The sequence below is a fragment of the Paenimyroides marinum genome, from assembly GCF_900108395.1.
Taxonomy (GTDB): Bacteria; Bacteroidota; Bacteroidia; order Flavobacteriales; family Flavobacteriaceae; genus Flavobacterium; species Flavobacterium marinum.
Genome location: NZ_FNXE01000023.1, coordinates 12069 through 29705, shown reverse-complemented (window position 1 = coordinate 29705; position 17637 = coordinate 12069). Strand labels below are relative to the sequence as shown.

Annotated in this window: 14 protein-coding genes; 3 read left to right on the top strand and 11 right to left on the bottom strand. The window is 40.8% G+C overall.

The features are described from left to right. The first annotated feature begins 3 nt into the window (after positions 1–3). The 3 genes from BLW20_RS08745 (at position 4) to BLW20_RS08735 (ending at position 3429) form a co-directional block, all read left to right on the top strand. On the top strand, positions 4–960 hold the full coding sequence (locus BLW20_RS08745) for an HlyD family secretion protein (RefSeq protein WP_091099184.1): 957 nt from the start codon (positions 4–6) through the stop codon (positions 958–960). A 1-nt stretch (position 961) separates the two neighbouring features. Beyond that, positions 962–2215, top strand: a complete 1254-nt coding sequence (locus BLW20_RS08740; RefSeq protein WP_091099181.1) for an ABC transporter permease — start codon at positions 962–964, stop codon at positions 2213–2215. Between the two features lie 155 nt (positions 2216–2370). After that, positions 2371–3429 carry a 3-oxoacyl-ACP synthase III family protein gene (locus BLW20_RS08735; RefSeq protein ID WP_091099177.1) on the top strand — a complete coding sequence of 353 codons (1059 nt, stop codon included), beginning with the start codon at positions 2371–2373 and terminating at the stop codon, positions 3427–3429. Positions 3430–3485: 56 nt separating this feature from the next. Here BLW20_RS08735 and BLW20_RS08730 read toward each other — a convergent pair whose 3' ends face one another. From BLW20_RS08730 to BLW20_RS14875, 11 genes are all read right to left on the bottom strand, one after another. Continuing rightward, entirely contained in the window at positions 3486–3677 is a 192-nt protein-coding gene (locus BLW20_RS08730) for a cold-shock protein (protein WP_091099174.1), read from the bottom strand. Between the two features lie 28 nt (positions 3678–3705). Beyond that, the gene (locus BLW20_RS08725) at positions 3706–4134 is read right to left on the bottom strand and encodes a cold shock domain-containing protein (RefSeq protein WP_091099170.1); all 429 of its coding nucleotides are present in this window, start codon (positions 4132–4134) and stop codon (positions 3706–3708) included. A gap of 32 nt (positions 4135–4166) precedes the next feature. Beyond that, positions 4167–5282: a DEAD/DEAH box helicase gene (locus BLW20_RS08720; protein WP_091099167.1), complete on the bottom strand. Its 1116-nt coding sequence runs from the start codon at positions 5280–5282 to the stop codon at positions 4167–4169. A 121-nt stretch (positions 5283–5403) separates the two neighbouring features. Beyond that, positions 5404–5670: an RNA recognition motif domain-containing protein gene (locus BLW20_RS08715; protein ID WP_091099163.1), complete on the bottom strand. Its 267-nt coding sequence runs from the start codon at positions 5668–5670 to the stop codon at positions 5404–5406. Between the two features lie 256 nt (positions 5671–5926). Further along, positions 5927–6376, bottom strand: coding sequence for an SRPBCC domain-containing protein (locus tag BLW20_RS08710; RefSeq protein WP_091099159.1), 450 nt, complete (start codon positions 6374–6376; stop codon positions 5927–5929). A gap of 174 nt (positions 6377–6550) precedes the next feature. Continuing rightward, positions 6551–7021, bottom strand: coding sequence for a VOC family protein (locus tag BLW20_RS08705; protein ID WP_218143514.1), 471 nt, complete (start codon positions 7019–7021; stop codon positions 6551–6553). 603 nt (positions 7022–7624) lie between these two features. Further along, positions 7625–8323: an IS1 family transposase gene (locus tag BLW20_RS08700; protein ID WP_091099258.1), complete on the bottom strand. Its 699-nt coding sequence runs from the start codon at positions 8321–8323 to the stop codon at positions 7625–7627. 238 nt (positions 8324–8561) lie between these two features. Continuing rightward, positions 8562–9065 (bottom strand): hypothetical protein, encoded by a 504-nt coding sequence (locus BLW20_RS08695; protein WP_091099156.1) that lies wholly within the window; start codon positions 9063–9065, stop codon positions 8562–8564. Positions 9066–9075: 10 nt separating this feature from the next. Then, positions 9076–9882, bottom strand: a complete 807-nt coding sequence (locus BLW20_RS08690; RefSeq protein ID WP_091099153.1) for a hypothetical protein — start codon at positions 9880–9882, stop codon at positions 9076–9078. Between the two features lie 259 nt (positions 9883–10141). Beyond that, entirely contained in the window at positions 10142–10543 is a 402-nt protein-coding gene (locus BLW20_RS08685) for a hypothetical protein (protein ID WP_091099150.1), read from the bottom strand. 2 nt (positions 10544–10545) lie between these two features. Beyond that, positions 10546–16869: an RHS repeat-associated core domain-containing protein gene (locus tag BLW20_RS14875; RefSeq protein ID WP_245725300.1), complete on the bottom strand. Its 6324-nt coding sequence runs from the start codon at positions 16867–16869 to the stop codon at positions 10546–10548. Positions 16870–17637 lie beyond the last annotated feature (768 nt).

Here is a 17637-nt window from a genome sequence, read left to right as displayed (position 1 = left end):
AATATGAAAAAAATAATCTGTTTATTAGGAATCACATTAAGCTTGGCGGCTTGTTCTAACAAATCAAAAGTTGCACAGGTAATTCAGGGTAAAGTGGAACGTGATGAAATTGCTGTTGTTGGAAAAATAGCGGGAAGAATTGACCAGATTTTAGTTCGTGAAGGCGATTTTGTAAAAAAAGGCGATACACTGGCTGTTTTAGATATTCCTGAAGTAGAAGCAAAAAAGGCGCAGGCACAGGGTGCGGTAAAATCTGCCGAAGCTCAGTATTCTATGAGTGTGCACGGAGCCACGGCAAATCAGTTAAAACAATTAAATGCCAAAAAATTGGCCTTAAATGAGCAATATCAGTTTGCTAAAAAATCATTACAACGGTTAGAGGCTATGGTTAAAGATTCGTTGGTTCCACAACAGCAATATGATGAGGTCTTTGCTAAATATCAAGGAGCACAGGCACAGTTAATTGCCGTTGATGCAGAAATAGCCGATGTAAAGAACGGCGTTCGTTTAGAACAGCAGACAATGGCACTTGGGCAGCAAGACCGTGCATTGGGTGCTTTACAAGAGGTGCAGGCTGCGGAAAAAGAACGCTATATCATTTCACCACAAAATATGCAGATAGAAACCGTTACCTTGAAATTGGGCGAATTGGCATTGCCGGGTTATACGTTGTTTAAGGGATCACTGCAAACAACAACGTACTTTCGTTTCACGATTGCTGAAAGCGATTTGAAAAATTATGAAAAAGGTAAAACGGTAACTATTGGAATTCCTTATAAAAACTCAGAAATTCAGGGTATTGTTCAAAATATTAAACAAATAGGTGCGTATGCCAATATTGCAACGGCTTATCCTGATTATGACATGCAGGAACCATTGTACGAATTGGTTGTAAAACCTTCAAATAATACCCAGGTACAGGATATTCTTACAAAATCAACCGTAACATTAAAGCGTTAATATGAAATTGTTTCTGAATTTACTTAAGAGGGAATTCCGACTTTTTTGGAGTAATAACGTACTAAAGATCTTATTCTTCGGGGCTCCTTTGCTTTACGGAATTTTAATCGGATACATTTACAGCAAAGGTAAGGTAACCGATCTGTCAATTATTGTTGTAGATGAAGACCGAAGCCCAATGAGTGCGAAAGTCATTGAAATGATGCAGGATAACGAGGTATTACAGATAAGTTCGTTACAGTTTGATGCACATAATATCAATGATTTAATGATAGAGAAAGAAGCTGCCTGTGTGGTAATGATACCAAAAGGGTTTGAAAAAGAAGTGCTTACCAAGCGGTATCCCGAAATTACAACCATTGTAAACACGGCAAACATATTAACGGCAAATTACGCATCAAGTGCTATTCAACTGGTTTTGGGTACAATGAAAGTGGGAGCACAGTTAGAAACCTTACGAAAGCAAGGTACGCCTGAAAACTTAGTATTAAGTCAGTATGAGCCTTTTAAAACCACCTTTATCAAGAAAAATAACCGCAGTACAAACTATATGTATTTTTTGTGGCCCGGTGTTTTGGCAACGGTTTTGCAGCAGGTGCTCCTTTTAGGTTTGGCGTTATCATTTGCCTCAGAATTTGAAACCGGTACGTTTAAAGATCTGGTTAAGCAAACACGGTCAACTTTTTCATTAATGATGGTTAAAATAATCCCGTATTTATTGATGAGCTTTGTCGTATGGCTGATGTATTGGGGTTTTACGTGGTGGTTTAACATTCCTTTCTATGAAAATCTGGGAGCTTTAACCTTGGTAGCGGGTTTCTTTGTACTGGCAGTTTGTTTTATAGGTATTTTGGTAAGTATTTTAATACCGAATCAGTTAAAAGCTACCGAAATATTAATGGTTATTGCAACACCAAGCTTTATGCTGTCAGGGTTTACCTGGCCTTTAAGCCAGACACCCGAATGGATTCAGATGATTGCACAAATTATACCCTTGACACATTTTTTACCGGCGTTCCGCATCTTAATTATTGAAAACGGATCACTTACGTTGACTTATCCTTATATTCAAAATTTAATGGTCATTACAATGATAGGTTTTGTTTTAAGCTTTATAGCATTGTACATAAAAAAACAAAGAACATTAAAAGAGATAAGTGCCGGAGAATTGGCAGAAGATAATGATTTTGATTCAGAACCTGAAATAAAAAAGAGTATGGATGATGCTGCTGCAACTACCGAAAATAAAAAATAACAGACAATAAGGGAACACCGCTTCGAAGAGTATAAACAGATTTTAGGAATATAGGCCCCAATTGTTTCTTTTAAAAAAGGGTTTATCCGTTTCAAATTCGTATATTTACTCAAGACTTTATAAAAACGAACCCTTACAATAAAGTATTTTTTAGAATGACAAGTAAAATTATTGGGGTTGGAAACTATATTCCTTCACAAACCATTACCAATCTGTTCTTTGACCAGCACCATTTTATGGATGAAAGCGGAGAAACGTTAAAGCAGAACAATGCAACTATCGCAGAAAAACTAAAAGAAATTACGGGAATTGAAGAACGGCGGTATGCTGATAAAGAACAGGTAACTTCTGATTTAGGACTTATTGCGGCACAAGCTGCCATAGAAAACTCGGGCATTGACCCTGAAACTTTAGATTATATCATTTTTGCACATAATTTTGGTGATGTACGTTTTGGAACGATTCAATCGGACACGGTTCCAAGTTTAGCCTCAAGAGTGAAGCATCTTTTGAAAATAAAAAACAATTTTTGTGTGGCTTATGACGTATTGTTCGGATGTCCGGGGTGGATTGAAGGAATGATTCAGGCAAACGCCTTTATTAAATCGGGAATTGCTAAACGGTGTCTGGTGATAGGTGCCGAAACTCTTTCACGGGTAGTTGATATTCACGATAGGGACAGTATGATTTATGCCGATGGAGCCGGGGCTGCCGTTTTAGAGCTTAGCAACGACGATTCGGGAATTAAATCACACCTATCGGCTTCGTTCACATTAAAAGAAAAAGAGTATCTGTATTTTGGCAAATCTTATAATAATGAAAACTGTGGGAACATACGGTATATTAAGATGAATGGTCGAAAGATTTATGAATTTGCCCTTTTAAATGTACCTGAAGCAATGAAAGAATGTTTGGATAAAAGTGGATATGCTATTGATCAGCTGAACAAGATTATTATCCACCAGGCAAATGAAAAAATGGATGAAGCCATTGTAAAAAGGTTTTATCAGTTATACGGCCAACCTGTGCCCGAAGATATCATGCCCATGGTGATAAGCAAATTGGGAAACAGCAGTGTGGCTACCATTCCGTCTTTGCTGACGATGCTTTTAAATAAAGAATTGCCAGAGCATTTTTTGCATAAGAACGATGTGGTTTTATTTGCCTCGGTAGGTGCAGGAATGAATATTAACGCTTTTGTTTACAAGTTTTAAAACAAAGAGGCTGTACAAAACTGTACAGCCTCTTTTCAAATATAAAGCAGTATTTATTATTTTCTTTTAACGTTTATTGCGGTAATGCCTTTTCTGCCTTGTTCAACTTCAAAAACAACGGTGTCGTTTTCACGAACCCTGTCTAATAACCCTGAAGTGTGAACAAAAATATCTTCATCCCCGTTTGCTTGTGAAATAAAACCAAATCCTTTGGTTTCATTAAAAAATTTTACTGTTCCTTCGTACATTCTCTTATTTATTAAATTAATTATTCTCTTATTTTTTTATGATATTAATCGCTCTGTCTCCTTTCAGAGTGCTTTCTTTTGTAAAACTTACTTTATCGTGTTTGCTGACCGGTTGGCTAATTTGCCCCTGATGAAAAAATATGTTTTCTCCGGTTTTATCTTCTGTGATAAAGCCATATCCCTTTTCATTGGTATAAGTTACGGTGCCGCTGCATACGGTGTCTTCGGCATCAACGGTGCTTCTGGATTTTTTTGCTGCTGCCAGGTCTTCATCCCTGTTTTGAAGATGGGGAGGAACAGAAGTGAAATTTCCATTGACATCTACATATACGATCATGTCGTCAAGGCTTTTGCCTTTATTGTTATTGCTTTTACGATCTTCTCTTCGTGATTGTTTATCCTGTAATCGTTTCGTTTTTTTCTTGTTATTTTCTTTTTTGGAAAAAGAATCTGCCATATTTAATTTTTATTAGATGTGTAACTGTTTTTTTAATTTTGCGGGATTACCGGCATGTTAAAACCTATGAGTTTTTGTATGTTGTGAAGGTCTTTTTTCTGGTCTTTATCACAGAATGAAACCGCAACTCCCGAACTTCCTGCCCTGCCTGTTCTTCCTATCCTGTGAACATACGTTTCGGGCACATTGGGCAATTCGTAATTGATTACATGCGGTAGTTCATCAATATCAATTCCCCTTGCGGCAATATCGGTTGCTATTAAAATTCTGATCGAGCTTTTTTTAAAATCGTCCAATGCTTTTTGTCTGGCGTTTTGTGATTTGTTGCCGTGAATGGCTGCTGCAGATATGCCTGCCTTAACCAGTTTTCTTACTAACTTGTCGGCACCGTGTTTGGTACGCGAAAACACCAGCGATCTTTTTATGGACTGATCTTCTAAAATGGTTACAAGCAAGTTTAGTTTTTCGTCTTTTTCAACAAAATAAACCGATTGTTTTACGGTTTGGGCTGTCGAAGAAACAGGGGTAACGTTGATTTCTTTGGGTTGGTTTAATATGGTTTGTGCAAACTTTCTAATATCCGGCGGCATGGTGGCAGAAAAGAATAATGTCTGTCTTTTTTCAGGAACCTTTTTCAATATCTTTTTTACGTCATTCACAAAGCCCATGTCTAACATGCGGTCGGCTTCGTCAAGTACCAGTATCTCAATTTGCGAAATATTAACACATCCCTGGCTCATAAGGTCTAACAACCTGCCCGGTGTGGCAATTAGTATATCAACCCCTTTGTTAATAATTGCTATCTGCTTATTTTGCGGAACACCGCCGTAAATTGCCGTATGGGTTAATGGTAAAAATGCACCATATATTTTAAAATTTTCGCTGATCTGTATTGCAAGTTCTCTGGTGGGTGTTAATACCAGTGTGCGAATATTTTTCTGTGCGGAACTGTTTTGTTGCAATAGCTGCAGGATGGGTATGGCAAACGATGCCGTTTTACCGGTACCTGTCTGGGCACATCCTATAATGTCGTTTCCTTTCAATATATGGGGTATTGATTGGTACTGTATTTCTGTGGGTTTTTCGTACCCGGCTTTATTTATCGCCTTAATTACAGGCGGTATAAGGTTCAATTCTTTAAAATGCATAGTTTGACTGTCGGAATACCGACATTTTTTCTGTTGAATGTAAAAACAGATTATATGCTATTTCTTCAACAGTGGTTATTATAAAACAAAAAGGGTTAATTAAATCAATTAATCTAATTGTTTATTTGTTGTAACGATTGTTGTCATCGCGTTGATTTGCTTCATTAACAACCATGTTCCGGTTGTTTAACGAATAGTTTTGGAGTTCCTGGATGGCTTTCTCTGCCTGTGTGTGGTCAGGCATTTCAATAAAGGCAAAACCTCTGGAACTTCCGGAAAATTTATCGGTTACGATTTTAACGGAGGTTACTTCTCCAAAAGAGGTAAATACTTCTTTTAACTGGTTTTCTGTGGTTTGGAAATTCAAATTGCCTACAAAAATGTTCATAATAGATTGTAATTAAGATTAAACATTGGCAACTGAAAAAGCAAAAAACTGAGAGAGAAAAAAATGGATTAAACTATTTCAGAAAAGGCAAAAGGCAGGAGCCTGATAATAAATATGGTACAAAGATACGCAAAAATGTTTATAATATGCATTATTTATGTAAATAAATTGTTTTTTCAGTACTTTAAATAATGCCACGCCTTACAGGTAGGGCATTTTAACCGATACGTTAATTTGTGTTTAGTAAGTTACCGGATCATAACTCATTGCTGCGTAAGAATTCAAAACTTCCTGTTCTCAAATTAATTCCGTGTTCCAGATAGGCTTTCATGCAGGCAAGGAAATTTGCCCAGCCCTCTGTATTTCCGGCATACCACTTTAAATTTTCTTCATTCAGTTCTTTCCCGCTTTCGGTAACCCTTACAACGACCGATTGGTCTGCCTGTTCTTCCAATGTGATTTCTACGGTGGTACTATTGTCCCAGACAAAAGAAATAAAGCGGTTTTTTATTATTTTAATGGAATTCACAACTGATTTCTGTCCGGGAAATTCAGGCCATTCCCATGTAACTTCAGCTCCTTCTTCCAGGGGAGCCGAACTTTTAGAAATAAAATACCGTGTCATCTTTTCCGGATTTACAATAGCCGTAAAAACGTCCTCAATGGGTTTTTGTATCTGTAGGGCGGTTTTGATGATTAGTTCCATAATGGTTGTTTGGTTTTATGTTTTTTATAGTCGGCGGCTTGATTTTTTCCAGGCAGATCCCGTAATGAATACCGCCAGCAGTTCTGGTGCCTTTCCCGACTTTTCCTTAAAAAAGCGATGGCTTTCTGCAGGCTGCTGTCAATGTTTTTCCTGTCTTCAAAAAAAGGGCATGCCTTAAAACGCGTCGATGATCAATTTTTTCATGCCCATCATTTTTTTAAAGGCGCCGGGTTTCTTATTCAGTTCTTCCCAATTTTCCGGGCACACCTGCCAGCTCAACCCATATTTGTCCTTCAGCCAGCCGCAAACGCTTTCTTCACCGCCATCGGCGGTCAGTGCCTCCCAGTAGTAATCAATTTCGTTTTGATCTTTGCAGGGAATCATGAATGAAACCGATTCGTTGAATTTGAATAATGGTCCCGCATTGATGCCTATGAACCGCATGCCCAGGACTTCAAATTCGATGGTGAGTATTTTACCGGCAAATTCCTGCTGAAAATCGGCAAGCCCGTCGGCTTCTGTTTCAGGGTAATACGTAGTGTTTAGTATTTTACCGTCTTTAAAAACAGACAGATAATAATCTGCGGCTTCTTTTAAATTGTTGTCAAACCACAAGTTTGGTATTATTTTTTGAATTGTGCTCATAGTTCTTAGCTGTTAAAAAATTAGTGTTACTTACTTTATGCCAGGATATATCTGAAACTCGTCACTTCGAGTAGCATAACGAAGTGAAGCGTATCGAAAAGTCTTCGAATAACAGGTTTTCAACTCCCGATAGCTATCGGGACGAACTGACGGAAATCTTAATTATTCGAGTTGGCGATAAAGTTCTTGATAATCATCAAAAATTAAATTATTCGGGTATTGATTTCATGCTAATTTAAAATGTTTTAGCCTCTTTTTAATTGTCTTATGACAAGAATGGTGAATATTTTGCATGAAAAGGTTTCGAAATGAAATATCCCGGGGGTATCTGTTGTCTTGATAAAATTTGAATATTCAGAACTCGTGGTTTTAATCTTTATTTCATCAGTGCTTCATTTTATGTATTCTATAATAAATCAGATATTTGAAATTTAAAACTAAGATCGTGTTTGATTTATAAATTTAAAGACTTTTCTTTTGTTGTACGTTGTTCTATAAATGTTCTTTTATATTATCACAATGGACGTGTAGATTGTATTTTCTCTTAGAAATTCTTTACAAATTTTACCCAAATAGGACTGCCGAGGTATAAAATGTAATAAATCAGCCCCAAAAGTAGATTTTAAGCACAGCAGCCAAAACAACCAGACTTCGCGAAAAGCAAATTGTTCTGCGGTTCAGCCGTTTTAAATGCGTACGCAGGGTCAGGTTGTTTCTTTCTATATGGTTTGTCCCGTAACGTACAACACAGTGGATTTTCTGATCTATCAGGTATTTGTAGTTTTTTAATCCGTCGGTATAAATCTGTTTTGCGTTGCTATGTTTTAAGGTTTTCAGAACATAGTCTAATGTTTTATTGTTACGTGAACCTATGCGGAAATTTACCACGGTTTTACTTGTGCGTTCCAACGCATAGGCAATCCATATTTTTTTTCTTTTTCTTTTTATAAAGGTGTTTATTTCGTCAACTTCGTATGTTTTTCCTTTACTTATAACCGGTTTTGTAACAGTACGTGCAATGACAATAATACGTTTAAGTATTGTTGTGGCAGAAACCGCCAGTACCCTTGCAATACTGCGTATGCCAAGTCCTTCTTTGGTAAGCGTTGCAATTTGTCTATTGATATACGGACGGTATGCACGGTAGGTATAATGTTCTATGAATCTTTTACCACATTGTTTACACAAATACTGCTGCTTTTTGTTTTTGGTTGTACCATTTTTAACGGTATTGGCACTTTTGCAAAAGCGACATAACATCCCGTCACTAACTTTGCAACACGAGGTTGAATTTCCCTTCATTTTTTTGGGTTTAATGCCGTAAAAATACAACAGACAGGCATTTGCCTGTCTGTTTTTAATGATTAAAATTTCCAAAACGTATTGTTTGTCAGTGATTTAATGCACCTTTTTAGAATATCACTAAATCTGGAACATTACCGCAACTTGCAGGGCTTCTTTTAAAATTAAACGGTTGGTTTGTTGATGAGTTTGGAACACTACCAAATTAAACCGTTGGTTTGTTGTGGAGTTTGGAATGTTACCACTCACAATCATAAGAATATTTAAGCATTAAAGAATTTAAATATGTGGAAACTTGTTGTTTCATAGGTTTAGGTTTAATACCCATTGCTATAAAATATTCACAATATCTATTTTTATAATCTAAATTATAAGAAAAATATAAGGGGTCTCCTACAAGAATTTCTATTGGATTATTTCTATAAAAATCAGAATCAGTATCAATAATACCTTTTGTATAACTTAATTTATTAAAAACTAATTCTAAACAATTACTTCCAAGAATATTAATATCACTTAGATACATATTATTTGTATTATTAGTAAATATAAATTGATAAAAATCGTCATTCTTTTTTAAAATCAAGTGCATTTTGTGAATAGTTCCATATATAATATACTCTCTATCTTTCAAGAGATTAGATAATTCATTTTCGATATAATCTACTTTATCCTTAAAATAGGTAATCTCCTGAGAGTGGCATACAGAAGTAACTAAAAATATAAAAATTATCTTTTTCATCCTCTCTTTATTATCTATAAGTTGGTAATGATTTATGACTAGGAACTACTTTTAAATCAGCATGGTCTTTACCATCTCTCATAGTTTCAATCCCCATAACTCTTCTAATCATATTTTCGTATCTAATGGCATTATCAGAATTCGATTTTCCTTTTATACCTTGTGTAAATGGAATACCATGACCAAACCCTTCATGAAAAGAAGTTAAAGCTCTTTTTTCTTCAAAATGGTTTGCTTCGTTAATGATAAAAGCATGAGCTCCTTTTGAACTATAATATGCCATACCTTCTTTTCCTACACCTGCTACTGCATCTCCTGTCCATTTCTCGTTCATTCCCTTATAGTTCTCAACTTCTGTCATATATTTATCGAATACCGTATTCCCACTTTCAGAGAGGTTCTTTGATGTGTCTGTAATATATTCAAAAACATATTCACTTTTAGAATTTATTGCATTATAAACACTTGTAGCTGCCTCTAAATCATCTCCTGATAAACCACTCGTAGCATTTTTGAAAGCATCGGCACTTATCTTATCAAATTTATTACTTTTATAATTTCCATTATCATCTTTTTTACCACGTGTCAGAAGTCCTCTAAAAGAATCGAATTTCTCATCTGCGAAAACAGTGTTCATATCCTCATGTAGTCTTTGAGCAGAATCTTTGTTGACACCTTTAACCTCCCTACCGTCAGGATCGTTAAACATTATGGGATTATTGAACGTATATACATACGGCGACCAGCTTAGCATTTTCTCCGCCAACGGGTCAACACTTATAAACATCTGCACGATTTTTGCCTCGCGCGAGGGCATACTCCCGTGCGTTCGTAGTTCAAAAAGCGGTTTATATGTCAGTTTCAGGCATTCCATTGATGTGACTAAAATAAGAATTCTTATTGGATTTGGGGTTTAATAAGTAGTAAAGTTCTAATTAGATTAATTTGTAATAAAAAACGCCAAGCTATTTGCCTGGCGTTTCTTTTACTATAAAAAGCCCCGCAAATTGCAGGGCTTTTTTAGGGCATCACTAACTTTGGAGCATTACCGCGGCGGGGGACACTATCCTACCTATCTATTCCATATTGTGTGGCACCGAGGAAAATTGCTGTAATTTTTGAGTTAATTCCAAATATTCTGATACTCCAACAAGAATTATCTTCGTATTATTAAACTCCATTTTTTTAATATTATTAAATTGATTCTCATTAGCTAGAAAAATATATAAACTATCATTTCTTACTTCATAAAGAATCCTATTAAAACTCCCAAAATCAAAATCTACCTTTTCATCATATTCTTTTTTATGAGAATTAGAAATGATTATCATGTTTTTATCTGGAATTCCCCAAGAATATGATTTAAAAAAAACACTTTTATTATTAGTAAATTTAATCTCCTCTATTTTCCATGAATCACTTCTTAAACAAGATGTCAATAAAATGAGTATGAAAAAAATATAAGTTTTATTTCTCATAATTATAAACCTTTAAAATATCCTTCAAATATACTTGTTCCTGAACCTTGATGTTCTCCATAAAAAGGCCATCCGCCAGTTCCTTGGGTATTATTTGTTCGAGTATTATATCCACCTGCTTTCTGCATAAAGAACGAATAAAACCATTTACTATCATATTTTTGCTTATCTAAAGCATTGACTTTATTATTAAAAATAGTTCTCGCATTTGCACCAAATAACATATTTCCCATACTCCTTGGAGTAATATAAGTTCCATCTTCGTATTGGTACAAATCATAAAAATTACCTCCAAATAGAGTATTTTTAATATCATATTTCCCTGATCCTTTTAAAGGACCTAAACCAGAAGGACCTCTTGAATCAACTGCTAATTGAGCCAAAGCAGCAATATAACCTCCAGGTCCTTCAATCTCTTTTTCAAACTGATTATTCAGGCTTGTTAGTAATCCTTTACCACTACAAAATCCTTTAACATTTCCTGTATGTAATTTTGCACCTTCTGCAAAACCCTCAAAACCTCCTTTTTCATTATATCTGAACCCTTGATAATCATTTACAAGCTGACCAACAACTTCGTCAGTTTTAACCCAATTACCGTTTTCATCTTGTTTCCCTCTGTAGATATTTAAATCCCCATCCATTTCGCCACCTACAATTTCATTGTTTTCATTAACTATTATGTGGTCTGCTTCCATCCCTGTAGGGTCAATCATATTCACGGGGTTATTATGCACGTAATGATATGGTGTCCACCCTGTAAACTTCTCGGCTAACGGATCCACAGAAATAAAAATCGAAATTCTCGGATCGTAATACCTTGAACCATAGTAATACATACCTGTGGCATCATCCAATTCCTTACCATTGAATTTGTACTTATTGTCGTAACTACCTGTGTTTGTAGTTGGGTATGGTGATTTGTAATACTTACTCTGGTTGTGTTCCACCATCATCTCACCAAACGGTAATGTCTCATAATAGTGAGAAGGTCTACCGAAATTATCCGTCAGATAAGTTGAACTTCCTAAATGGTCGGTATGGTACCACCATATGGGTTTACGCTGGTATTCGTCGTAATCGTCATCAGGATCGTCCGTATTACCGCCGTCATCAATCCAATCGTCGCTTATATCACCCGGTGTTACGGGATCCGGTTCAGGCTCCTCAGGTAAAGGTACGCAATTAAAGTTTTCCTTCACATAATTTAACACGGCACAGGCGTTGCTTAGATCTGCCGCCAAATGGGTGTCAATGTAGATCATTGCCAGTGCAGGGCATTTCAGCAGTTCTGAAATCACCGGCTGGTCGCCGCAATCACAATCGCGATAGAACGCGTTACAACTTTCAGGCCATTCGCCGTTGCCAACGGTAAGGCGTTCCCAACATCCCTGGCTATCAACTATATCATTGCGTTCAATGCAGGCATCTATGCACTGGTACCATTCAAAGAACGCCGAACCTTCGCCGTTCTGTATCTGTGCGGCAAAATGGGCAATAAGGATGTTCAGGTCGGTCAGACAGTCGGCTGCTTCCATTTCACCCGGAGATAGTACGGGGTCGTTCGGATCGTCGGGTACATTGCCCGGATCGTTCGGATCCACTTCTGTACACACGTACTGGTTCACTTCCACCAATGCTTCGCACGGGCTGTCAGCACCATAGCGGTCTATGATCTCCTGGATAGCGTTCAGGCAATGCGCCACCGTTGCACCCCCGTTTTGATATTGCGTAACAATATCATCCAGCTGCTGCTGGCAGTCGTCAGGGTCGTTGCCCGGTGTTTCGATACTGTAGATGGTGTTCTGTGCACCCACCATGCCGGCAAGGTCCATGCCGGTATTTTCCGTTGCCGTAGTTTCGGCAGCCGTGGTCGCGTATGCGCCTTTTGCCCCGGTTCCAACCGCAAACTGGTCGATATTGTTTTCCAGACGGCTTACAAAACGTTTGCCGTTGATGTAATAGTGTTTAGAATACTCGCCTTTAGCCGGTTCCACTACCATGTATCCCGAAGGGTACAGGGTGTACTGGTCAAAATCGAGCACGCTGTAAATATCCTGTCCGCCGATGCTTACCGTAGCCACGGTGCCCACCGCCTTAAAGGTGCGTTCGCCCGCATGGTCGTAAATGTAATGGCTTACCCTTGCGTTATCGTCAACCACCGCCAGTAAACGGTTTTGCTGGTCCCAGATCATTTCCCGGTCGTTAAAACTTCCGAAGCTGCTTTGGTAATGCGTCATGTTTCCGTTGGCATCGTAGGTAAACTGTGACGAAGCACTGGTTGTGCCACCGATGCCCGTGTAGGCGATGCTGCTTACCGCATGCGGGTGGGCAGTATCGGTATATTGGTACACCGCATCGTACGAGTTTTCGCTTTCACCGGTAAAGGCTGTGCTTGTAACATCGTGAAACTGGTTTTTATTTTTAATACCGTGGGTATTGGTGTACTCCATCGCCAGCGTATAATCGTGATGTTCGTTATAACCCTGCCATGTGCCGCTTGCATTTTTTAAACGGTTAAAGCCGTCGTACGTATAATTTTTATCAAAAGTACCGCCCATCTGCAACACGTTGTGCTGCGATATGCTGTTGGTAATATTGGTAATGTTCTGGTTACGGTCATATGCATATACGTTCCGCATAAAGGTGGTGGTATCCGGACGGTCCAGCTGCATGGCACGCACGCGTTGTGTGATGTCGTATTCGTTTTTGGTCACCACGTCGTTACCGTAGGTAATTTCCGCCGGCTGCTCAAAGAACGTATAAGTAACGTCTTTTAAATACCACTGGTTCTCCGTGTCACTGAAAATACTTTTCAGCTGCCCCGCGCTGTTGTACCCATATTCCAGGTGTTCTCCATCGGGGTAGGTCATCTCCATGATGCGTCCCCAGCTGTCGTAACGGTAACCGGTGGTAAATTCCATGGTTCCGGTAGCACCTGTCAGTTGGCGGGTATCCTCCAGCACTTCACCTAATGCCCCGTATTTGAAGGTTTTTCTTCCTGTAAGGTCGTTGACCTGCGTGATCCTGCCTGCGGCAAAATCCGGTGCCCCCACACCGCCGTAACTATAATCCACATTATATCCCGGATAGGACTGCCCGTTGGCAACAAAGGCCGGGTAAGCAATGTTTACCAGCTGGTTGAAGTTGTAGGTATAGGTTATCTCCTGTCCCTGTGCAATCAGGTTCTGGCTGGCACTCGCGGTAAGCTTGCCTGTTAAATCATAGGTAAACTCCGTAATGCCGTTGTCAGGATGGGTTGTTTTTGTTTTCTGTCCGAAGTTGTCGTATTCGTATAAGGTTTCCTTGCCCTCGGCATCGGTCACTTTTTCCAGCTGCCCCAGCATATCGTACCGGTATTGGGTAAGCAGCTGCATGCCGCTGTCTATTTGTTTGGTCGTGCGTACGCGTCCTTTTTCGTCTTTATAGGTAACCGATACGTTTCCTTCGGGAAGGGTTACCCGTTCGTAGGCACGTACATTGCCCGTCCCGTCGTCTTCAAAACCGTATTTGTATTCGGTAGTGGCATTCAGCCCGTGTACGTGGTTTTGCAGTACGCGGTCGCGCACGTCGTAAGCAATAGTTGTTTTTTCCTGCGTGGTGTGCGTCAGCGGGGTATACGTTTCCAATGCAGTTATAAAGTTCCCGGTACAGTCCAGTTCTTCCTGCCCGAGGAAGCTCTCTACTACACGCCCGAACACGTCATATACCTGCAAGCCCGATGTGGCGAAACGGTAGCCGTTGCCCGGTGTGGTGCAATTAGGATCGTCTTCCGGAGCCAGTTGCTTTTTCGTCTGGATGATGCGTCCCAGACCGTCCGCGAATGACGAGGTATGCAGCACCTGCTGTGTTGCCCCCGTAACTGTTTCGTCGGTTATATTGTGTTGGGTAACCGCGTACAGCAAACCGGTTGCCGTGTCTTTTTTATACTCGTTTTTAATCGTCCACTCATCGTTATACGGCCCTTTAAACTGTGTAACGCGGCGTAACGGGTCATAAATATATTCGAACTCCGTACCGTTCAGGTCGGTCTGTTTCAGCGGCATACCGAAATGGTCATATTCCGTACTGCCCGTAAAGCCGTAGGCATCGGTAACTTCCGTAACAAACAGTTTAAACGTATCGTCATACGTGTATTCATAGAACATGCGTTCGCTGTTGTTTGAACTCATCTGTGGTTTGGGCTGTGTAACCTTGGTCAGCTGCCCCAGCGAGTTGTACTCCATATCGGTGGTTGCCACATCACTGCCCGTTGGTCCGTTTTTAAAGCGGTTAATGGTAATGATATTCCCTACGCCATCTGTTTCGGCAGTACTGTACCGTTCCCCGTTGTTCACGTTGTGCAGTATCGGGATGTTGACGATGTACTGCGATGCCGTGTTTTTTTCGTCATACCTTATCTCTACGTTGTTGCCGTCAAAATCGTCGTAATAACGGGTAACATTCCCGTATTTGTCGTATTCTTTAAACAATGTTTTCAGCACATCTGCTTTAAAAGGCGATGCCCCGTTTCCGTTGTAATGAAATACCGAATCCACGGTACTTTTTACCAAAGGCAGTATGCGGCTGGTATCGGTGTAACTGAAAGAACCTATCGGAAACTCCGTCTGATAGTATTCCGATCCTTCAACCCCGATGGAATACACCGCATAATCGTATTCTGTCTTGTTCAGAAGGCGCTGTGTACCGTCATAAGTACTTTCTTCCTTCAACAGGTTACCGATGTACTGGTACTTGCGGCTGTCGGTATGGTCTCCCGGAAGGTAGATTTCCGAAGAAGGCATATCGTCCAGCAGGTATTTCTGTACCACGGTGCGGTAAATTGCCGGATTGTCGTCCCCTTTAAGCTGGTGTGTTTTTACCTCACCAAAACCTAAGAACTTGCGTTCGCGGCGGTCTTTCAGTCCGTTCTGGTATTCAAAAGCGAATTTCTGCTCGTCGGCACCGTCCCCACGGAAACCGTCGTTGACCGTTACCTTGCTCAACACCCATTTTTTAAACGGCATTTTGTAGGTAGGCCCGAAACCTTCCCCCGAAATCACGTTGTTGGTCGCGTAATCCATTTCTATGGTCGATCCCGTAGGGTTGTGTACCATTTTAAGCATGTTGGTACGGCCGATTTTCGAAAAACGTACTTTTACCTGTGTTTCCGATGCCGATTCCACGATGTCCACGTAGCCGTCGCCGTCAAAATCGCGCAGGCTCACGTTTTCTTCGCTGTAGTTGGTACCCCAGCTTTTACCGCCCCCGCCGCCAACTTTGACGATGATTTGAAGGGGAACGATGGTAATAGGAATCAGAACAGAGGCATTTATCACAAAACCTTGTGAAGTCACGGAAGACTCCGACATACGCGGTAAATTATAGCTGCCTGTAAGGTGGTAGGTTCCCGTGTTAAAGTGAATACTGTTGCCACTGATATAGTCAGGAAGCCCGTCGCCGTTGAAATCCACAAAATCCTTTTCACTGTGTGTCGCGCTGCGTGAATCGCTGAAACCAACAGACAGGTCGAGGTTGGAAGAGCTTTTGGCATTAATGTCTTGTCCGATTACAATGGGATCTACAAACTCGGTAAAGCCTCCGCCAAACCCTATAGATTTACCCGGCGAGTACGTCTTGGTCAATCCGGGTTCGGTATAACCTTCCCACGTAGATGCCACAAAATTTGCGGCATCGTTAAACTCCACTTCATTGTCGGCTTTTACCAGATCCGGTAATCCGTCCCCGTTAAGATCCACAAGTACGCTCTCGGGACGCGTGGAGGTTTGGAAAATCTGTCCGCTGGCGTTCAGCCCGCCCGAAAAAGTAGCACTGTTGCCTATACGTACCTTGGTGAAATTTCCTCCCGGGTCGGCAAGGGCTACAATATGTGCATCAGAGCCGCCGGCGGTCGTTCCCGAACCGTCACTGGTGGTGGTACCCAACAGGTTTTTGTTAAGTATGGTAGAGGTCAGCCCGCCCCGGTAAGAGGTCAGCTGTATCTTGTCGCCCAGGATATCGGGGTAACCGTCACCGTTGACGTCCCTGAAATCGTTCAACTGGCGTGACACCGCATTACTGGTAGTCGTACCAAAACCGACTCCGTAGAAGTTGATACTCGATCCTTTGGATTTGGATTCCGAGGTGTTTTCCTTTACGATGGAAAACGCTCCGTACTGCCCGATACCCGTAGGCGCCGGAATCGGAAGCATGGGGTTGTAGTTTTCATTGTAATAACGCAGGTACGGGCTCATTTCCCCTTCCCTTACATACAGGCGTTCGTGCGAGCTCCATGCTTCCATTGCACGGTCAGGAACCAGCATGGTAAAGTGCCGTATGGCTTCCATCTGCCCCGGAGTGACAGGAATCGGATTCCCCCCGGCGGTAATGGTGCCTTCGTCTTCATCGTAATCCATGTCTGCCGGATCAAGGTTCATTAAGGCTTCCGCATTATCTCTTTCCCCCTGTGTAGGGTTTTCAAACTTTGATAGGTCGGATACCCCCGCAATAGCCGCACGGCTTGCATAACGTTCATCGATAGGTGTAAAGTTCTCATCCGGAGCGGCACCCTTGTAGGCAAACTGCCCCCAGTTCTTGTAGAGCGTACCCATACCGAGTGCCGGAGCCATTTCCGTAGCGATATTTGCACGTACCAGTCCCGAAGGAAGCGGTACACCCATCGGTGAGGCACCCGTTGCCGGAGAGGCACTGCCCCCCGAAGCGAAGCCCATCGCCGTGGTACTGATCAGATCGTCGTTGTTGTTCTGGTAATGGTTTAAAATAGATGCCACCACGTATTCGTCCGTGGTGTATTCAACGAACAGTTCCCTGCCCGGTTCCACCTGCATTTCTGAAAAAGGGTCACCGATTATGGGGGAAGATTCAAAGTTTTCCCCTTCAAACTGGCGTACTTCTTCAACGAATCCCTCGGGGTTGATCCGGTAGCGGAACTTCGCCTGCATGCCGTTGTCGGTATGCAGCGGCTGGCCGTTTTCATAGCGGGCGATCATGTATATGTATTGCTCCCTGCATACCCCGTCAAAATTCTGGCATTGAGCCAGCTGGAAATCGTGCTTGATCTTTACGGGCCACGGGAACGGGAAGGACAATCCCGG

Coding starts and splice junctions, on each gene's coding strand:
- BLW20_RS08700 (WP_091099258.1), bottom strand. CDS start 8,323: ATGAAGGGAAATTCAACCTCGTGTTGCAAAGTTAGTGACGGGATGTTA.
- BLW20_RS08720 (WP_091099167.1), bottom strand. CDS start 5,282: ATGCATTTTAAAGAATTGAACCTTATACCGCCTGTAATTAAGGCGATA.
- BLW20_RS08730 (WP_091099174.1), bottom strand. CDS start 3,677: ATGTACGAAGGAACAGTAAAATTTTTTAATGAAACCAAAGGATTTGGT.
- BLW20_RS08695 (WP_091099156.1), bottom strand. CDS start 9,065: ATGAAAAAGATAATTTTTATATTTTTAGTTACTTCTGTATGCCACTCT.
- BLW20_RS08735 (WP_091099177.1), top strand. CDS start 2,371: ATGACAAGTAAAATTATTGGGGTTGGAAACTATATTCCTTCACAAACC.
- BLW20_RS08710 (WP_091099159.1), bottom strand. CDS start 6,376: ATGGAACTAATCATCAAAACCGCCCTACAGATACAAAAACCCATTGAG.
- BLW20_RS08740 (WP_091099181.1), top strand. CDS start 962: ATGAAATTGTTTCTGAATTTACTTAAGAGGGAATTCCGACTTTTTTGG.
- BLW20_RS08690 (WP_091099153.1), bottom strand. CDS start 9,882: ATGCCCTCGCGCGAGGCAAAAATCGTGCAGATGTTTATAAGTGTTGAC.
- BLW20_RS08715 (WP_091099163.1), bottom strand. CDS start 5,670: ATGAACATTTTTGTAGGCAATTTGAATTTCCAAACCACAGAAAACCAG.
- BLW20_RS08745 (WP_091099184.1), top strand. CDS start 4: ATGAAAAAAATAATCTGTTTATTAGGAATCACATTAAGCTTGGCGGCT.
- BLW20_RS08725 (WP_091099170.1), bottom strand. CDS start 4,134: ATGGCAGATTCTTTTTCCAAAAAAGAAAATAACAAGAAAAAAACGAAA.
- BLW20_RS14875 (WP_245725300.1), bottom strand. CDS start 16,869: ATGGAAGCCATACGGCACTTTACCATGCTGGTTCCTGACCGTGCAATG.
- BLW20_RS08705 (WP_218143514.1), bottom strand. CDS start 7,021: ATGAGCACAATTCAAAAAATAATACCAAACTTGTGGTTTGACAACAAT.
- BLW20_RS08685 (WP_091099150.1), bottom strand. CDS start 10,543: ATGAGAAATAAAACTTATATTTTTTTCATACTCATTTTATTGACATCT.